Origin of the sequence: Micrococcus sp. HSID17227 (assembly GCF_003989405.1) — a bacterium.
GTDB classification, from domain to species: domain Bacteria; phylum Actinomycetota; class Actinomycetes; order Actinomycetales; family Micrococcaceae; genus Micrococcus; species Micrococcus luteus.
Window position 1 is genome coordinate 1 of sequence record NZ_RBLN01000138.1, and the last position, 5966, is coordinate 5966.

Here is a 5966-nt window from a genome sequence, read left to right on the forward strand (position 1 = left end):
GGCCCCCTGGTCCACGAGGACGGCAGCCCCGCCGACACCTCCGCGTTCGTGGACGCGGTGCTCACGGACGGCACGTGGCGCCTGCGCGACGCCGACCCGCGGGCGTGGTCGACCACGTACCGTGCCGATCGGGCTCCGTGCTCATCGTGACCCGCCATCCCGACCCGGACGAGGCCATGCGGCACGCGATGGCCTGGATCACCGCCTTCGAGGAGGACTGCGGCCTCGTGCTGGACACGGACGAGACCGCGCTCTACGCCGTCGGACGGGCCGGTGACCTGGGCGAGGCCCTGCGCCGCGGCCCCCTGGTCCACGAGGACGGCAGCCCCGCCGACACCTCCGCGTTCGTGGACGCGGTGCTCACGGACGGCACGTGGCGCCTGCGCGACGCCGACCCGCGGGCGTGGTCGACCACGTACCGTGCCGCCATCCTGGGCGCCGCCCCCGAGGCGGTCTGCACCATCTGGGACGTGTTCCCGCTGCCCGCCGCCTGAGGGTGACGGCCGCCGTCAGCCCACGCTCTGGGCCTGGGCCTGGGCCTGGGCCTGGGCCTGGGCCTGGGCCTGGGCCTGGACGACCTTCGCGCCCTCCTCGCGCAGCTCGACCTTGCGGACCTTGCCGGAGACGGTCATGGGGAAGGCGTCGAGCACGCGGACGTGGGCCGGGATCTTGAAGTGCGCGATCCGGCCCGCGGCGAACTCGCGGACGGCGTCCACCGTGAGCGGCTCGACGCCGTCCTTCATGATCACGCAGGCCATGAGCTGCTCGCCGTACTTCTCATCCGGCACGCCCACCACCTGGACGTCCTGGATGTCCGGGTGGGTGTAGAGGAACTCCTCCACCTCGCGCGGGGAGATGTTCTCGCCGCCGCGGATCACGAGGTCCTTGATGCGGCCCTCGATGCGCACGGAGCCGTCCTCGTCCATGGAGGCGAGGTCGCCGGAGTGCATCCAGCCGTCGGCGTCCAGCACCTCGGCGGTCTTCTCGGGGGCGTCCCAGTAGCCGAGCATCACGGAGTAGCCGCGAGTGCACAGCTCGCCCGTGGCCCCGCGCGGGACGACGTCACCGGTGGCGGGGTCCACGATCTTCGTCTCCACGTGGGGCATGGTCCGGCCGACGGTCTGGGTGCGCACCTCCAGGGAGTCGTCGCGGCGGGTCATGGTGGACACGGGCGCGGTCTCCGTCATGCCGTAGCAGATGGCGACCTCGGACATGTGGAACCGGTCGATGACCTTCTTCATCACCTCGACGGGGCACGTGGAGCCGGCCATCACGCCGGTGCGCAGCGTGGACAGGTCCAACGCGTCCGCCTCAGGCCGGGCGAGCATGGCGATGAACATCGCCGGCACGCCGTACAGGCTCGTCGCACCGGTGGCGGCCACAGCCCGCAGCGCCGAGACCGGCTCGAAGCTGCGCGCCGGGATGACGGCGAGCGAGCCGTGGGAGACGGTGGCGATCACGCCGATCACCATGCCGAAGCAGTGGAAGAACGGCACTGGGATCACCACGGTGTCCTCCTCCGTGTAGCCCAGAAGCTCGCCGATGTGGAAGCCGTTGTTCAGCACGTTGCGATGCGTCAGCGTGACGCCCTTGGGGAAGCCGGTGGTGCCCGAGGTGTACTGCAGGTTCACGGGGTCCGCCGGCCCGGTGGCGGCCTCGCGCACGGCCAGGTCCTCGTCCGAGACCCGCGCGGCCTCGGCCAGGAAGTCGGCCCACGTGCCCTCGGCCACGGGATCGGCGGCGTGTCGGCCGGCCACGTCGCCGGCCTGCACGTGCGCGTAGGCGTCCTCGCCGCTCCCGGCCGGCAGCATGATCAGCTGCCGCAGGTGCGGCGCCGACTCACGGGCCACGGCGCGTGCGGTGGCGGGCGGGTCCATGCGTGCGTCCGCGCAGGCCACCACCAGCCCGCGCATGTCGCACTGCTCGACCACGTAGGTCAGCTCGTGGGCGCGGTACGCCGGGTTGAGGTTCACGAGGATGACGCCGGCACGCGCCGCGCCGTAGAGCAGCGAGACCCACTCGGCGACGTTGGGGCTCCACATGCCGATCCGGTCCCCCGCCTCGTAGCCCGCGGCCATGAGCGCCTTGGCCACCGTCACGGACTCCTCACGCAGCTGCCCGTAGGTCCAGGTGCGGCCGGTGGCCGGGTCCCCGTCCGGTCCACACTCCAGGAGCGCGGCGCGGTCGGCGAACCGGCGGGCGGTGTCGTCGAGGTTCTGGGCCAGGGTCTGCTCGAGCAGCTCGACGTCGGTCGGTCCCTGGGTGAAGGACTCGGGGGCGGTGGACTCGGTCATCGGGCGCTCCTCGCGGATGGTCGGGCGACGCCGCACGGCGTCACGATGCAGGGCCGTGCCGCCACCGGACCGCACAGGGCATCGGGTGTGACACGGACCACAGGCAGGCTACGTCGCCTGGCGGGAGGCCGCCACCTCCCGGGGCGGGGACACGGGGGGTGCCACGGCCCCGGACGGCAGAAGACCCCGGGACCGTGTGGTCCCGGGGTCTTCGTTCCGGTGGCAGATACTGGATTCGAACCAGTGAAGGCAATGCCAGCTGATTTACAGTCAGCCCCCTTTGGCCGCTCGGGAAATCTGCCGTGCCACCCGGCGGCTGCCGGGCGTCTCGAGGACGACCGCACCGGCCGGGCGAGAGTCGACTGTACAGCATCCCCGCGCCACGCCGCCAATCGGCCCGGGACCGCGTCCGCCGTCCCCGGTAGGCTGGCCCGCAGAGCGCCCGGCGCGGCCCCGCAGTGGCCGTCGTCGACGGGCGCACCCCGTCCGCAGACCCTGAAGGAGAGCACCCGTGGCCAGCGATTCCACGTTCGACGTCGTCAGCAAGGTGGACAGCCAGGAGGTGTCCAACGCCCTGAACCAGGCGCAGAAGGAGATCGCCCAGCGCTACGACTTCAAGGGCGTCGGCGCCGAGATCGACTTCTCCGGCGAGAAGATCCTCATGAGGGCCTCCTCCGAGGAGCGCGTCAAGGCCGTCAAGGACGTGTTCGAGTCCAAGCTCGTCAAGCGCGGCATCTCCCTCAAGTCCCTCGACGCCGGCGCCCCGTTCGCTTCCGGCAAGGAGTACCGCATCGAGGCGACCATGAAGGAGGGCATCGACCAGCCCACCGCGAAGAAGATCACCAAGCTGATCCGCGATGAGGGCCCCAAGTCCGTCAAGGCCCAGATCCAGGGGGACGAGCTGCGCGTGTCCTCCAAGTCCCGCGACGACCTGCAGTCGGTCATCGCGATGCTCAAGGACTTCGAGGACGCGGACCTGCAGTTCGTGAACTTCCGCTGATCCGCACGCCGCCTCCCCTCCGATCCCACCAGGAGTCCCCATGCTGTACCTGATCGACCCTCGCGGGGCCGTGTGGTCCGCCGACACCACGATCGGCCGGGCGCGGGCCCGGGCCCGCGTGGACGGCCGCCCGGTCGACGACCTGAAGTTCGCCAAGGCCGCCATGCTCCTGACCTTCGACGACCATGTGGACCTCGCGCTGCGTCACGGCGTCGCCGCCCCGCGGGGCCTCCTCCTCGACCACGGGTTCGTGGCCCAGGTGCTCGCCCCCGCGAACCTGAAGGCCCAGCGCGCCAACCAGGACGCGATCGCCGAGCAGCTCGCGGTGGTGGAACGTCGCACGGAGGACGTCGGATCGCTGCGCTCCCACCGGCACGCGGCCGCCTACGAGGGCGCGGACCAGAGTCTGGAGCGCCGCATCAAGAAGGCGGAGGAGGCGGCCCGCGAGACGCTCCAGGCGGCCCCGGACGAGGACCTCGTCCGCCACTGGACGCGCCTGGGTGGCGCGGTCCCGGCCACGCTCCAGGCCGGCCGCGACCGCTGACTCGCCGGCCGCCGTCGTCGTGGTGGCTCCCGCGGAGGGCGGCTCAGGCCGCCGCGAGCCAGACGTTTCGGCGGTCTCGCGGCCCGATCTGCAGCAGAATCATCTGGCTCACGGGCAGAAACGTCGGGCTCGGCGCTCCCTGGTGATCCCCGGCGCTCGCTGGCTCGCAGCCTCCCGCCTCGCCACCGCCACGGAACCCCGCGCCTGCTCAGGGCGTGGGGTTCCGGGCGTCGTAGCGCAGGAAGCCGGGCTGCCACCGCATCAGCGCGCTCACGCCGAGCATGCACAGCACACCGCCGGCCAGCAGGGTCGGCCCCTCCCCCAGGACCACGGACGCACCGCCGGTGATCAGCTCGCCCAGGCGCGGCCCGCCCGCCACCACGACGACGAACACGCCCTGCAGCCGGCCGCGCAGGTGGTCCGGGGTCGCGGACTGCAGGATCGAGCCGCGGAAGACGCCGGAGAGCGAGTCCGCGGCCCCGCCCACCGCCATGCACAGCGCGGCGAGGGCGAACGCGAGCGTGAGGCGGGGATCGCCGTCGGGCAGCGACTGTGCCCACCAGACCACGCCGCCGAACGCGGCCACCGCCCCGCCCCACACGAGGATCGAGACGTACACGCCCCAGCCCTGCGCATGCAGGCGGGTGAACGGAGCGGAGAACAGCCCCGCGAGGAACGCGCCCGCCGCCATCGCGGCCAGCAGCACCCCGACGGCGGCCTCACCCCCGCCGAGCACCACGGCGCCGATGGCGGGCAGCAGGGCGCGCGGGAACGCCGTCGTCATGGCCACGATGTCCGCCAGGAAGGTCATCCGCAGGTTCGGTCGCGAGCCGAGGAAGCGCAGGCCCTCGACCACCGAGGCCAGGCCCCCGCGCGTGCCCGAGGCGGCCGCGGCCTCGGCCTGCTGCGGCGGCAGGGACGGCAGCCGCCACACGGCGTACAGGGCGGCCAGGAAGGTGACGACGTCGATCGAGTAGGTCCACGCGTAGCCGACCGCCGCCACGAGCACGCCGCCCAGCACGGGGCCGACCATGAGGGCCACGGAGAACGTCATCATGTTCAGCGCGTTCGCCGCCGGCACGAGCGGCAGGCCCACGAGCGCGGGGATGATCGCGCCGCGGGTGGGCTGGTTGATGCCGGACGCGCCGGAGTGCAGGGCCACGAGGGCGTACAGCACCGGCACCGACTCGAGCCCGGCCCAGGCCTGCGCGGCGATGCCGACCGTGGTCAGCCACATGACGGCCGAGGAGGTCAGCGCGACGCGGCGGCGGTCGTGCCGGTCCGCGATCGCGCCGCCGTACAGGCCCGCGACCACGAGCGGCACGAGCGCGGCGAGGCCGAGCAGGCCCACCGCGAACGAGGAGCCGGTCAGGGCGAACACCTCGAGGGACACCGCCACGAGCGTGAGCTGCGTGCCCACGTACGCGAGCGTGTTGCCGAGCCACAGCCGCCGGTAGGCGGGTGAGACCCGCAGCGGGGTGATGTCGAGGAGGAGGCGGGCCACCCCGGAAGCCTAGCGCCGGGGCGGCCAGGGCCCGCCCCGGATCAGGCGGTCGGGACGGAGGCCCCGTCGCGGGAGATGCGGGTCATCTCCTCCCGGTCCACGACCTTCACCCGCTCCCGCGCCACCGGCCCGGCCTCCGTCGCCTGCGCACCCAAGGACTTCTCATGCTCATCCAGAGCATGCCAACCAGCCCACGTGGTGTACGGGACCTCACGGGACTCGAGCAGCTCGATCACGGACTCCTCCGACGGCTCCTGGGCCGTCCACAGCCCCGGCTCGTCCTCGATCAGATGCTTGATCGTCTCCAGGGAGTCACCCTTGGTGTGCCCGATCAACCCCACCGGGCCCCGCTTGATCCACCCCGAGGCGTACAGGCCCGGCACGGGGGCACCGTCCGCGTCGAGCACCCGGCCTTCCGCGTTCGGGATCACCCCGCGCACCTCATCGAACTCCACCCCCTCCACGGGCGAACCGAAGTAGCCCACCGCCCGGTAGATCGCCTGCACCGGGTAGTCCACGGTCTCGTCCGTCGGGCGGACCCCACCGGAACCGTCCAGCTCCATTCGGCGCATCCGCAGGCCGTCCACCCGGCCGTCGCCGTCCTCGTCCAGGAACTCCTCGGGG

Annotated in this window: 5 protein-coding genes, 1 tRNA gene and 1 pseudogene; 3 read left to right on the forward strand and 4 right to left on the reverse strand. The window is 72.6% G+C overall.

The features are described from left to right. Positions 1-146: 146 nt before the first annotated feature. Entirely contained in the window at positions 147-494 is a 348-nt protein-coding gene (locus D8M29_RS07830) for a hypothetical protein (RefSeq protein ID WP_238693352.1), read from the forward strand. 15 nt (positions 495-509) lie between these two features. Here D8M29_RS07830 and D8M29_RS07835 read toward each other — a convergent pair whose 3' ends face one another. Continuing rightward, entirely contained in the window at positions 510-2294 is a 1785-nt protein-coding gene (locus tag D8M29_RS07835) for an AMP-binding protein (protein ID WP_036383891.1), read from the reverse strand. 220 nt (positions 2295-2514) lie between these two features. After that, positions 2515-2596, reverse strand: a tRNA-Tyr gene (locus D8M29_RS07840). 209 nt (positions 2597-2805) lie between these two features. Here D8M29_RS07840 and D8M29_RS07845 point away from each other — a divergent pair. Then, entirely contained in the window at positions 2806-3294 is a 489-nt protein-coding gene (locus tag D8M29_RS07845; protein ID WP_036383893.1) for a YajQ family cyclic di-GMP-binding protein, read from the forward strand. Between the two features lie 40 nt (positions 3295-3334). Further along, positions 3335-3838 carry a hypothetical protein gene (locus D8M29_RS07850; RefSeq protein ID WP_036383920.1) on the forward strand — a complete coding sequence of 168 codons (504 nt, stop codon included), beginning with the start codon at positions 3335-3337 and terminating at the stop codon, positions 3836-3838. A gap of 208 nt (positions 3839-4046) precedes the next feature. On the opposite strand, the gene D8M29_RS07855 is transcribed toward D8M29_RS07850, so the two are convergent. Together D8M29_RS07855 and D8M29_RS07860 are read right to left on the reverse strand one after the other, a co-directional pair. Beyond that, positions 4047-5342, reverse strand: coding sequence for an MFS transporter (locus D8M29_RS07855; RefSeq protein WP_036383922.1), 1296 nt, complete (start codon positions 5340-5342; stop codon positions 4047-4049). 41 nt (positions 5343-5383) lie between these two features. Next, positions 5384-5966 (reverse strand): annotated as a pseudogene (locus D8M29_RS07860) (pyridine nucleotide-disulfide oxidoreductase); the annotation flags it as partial.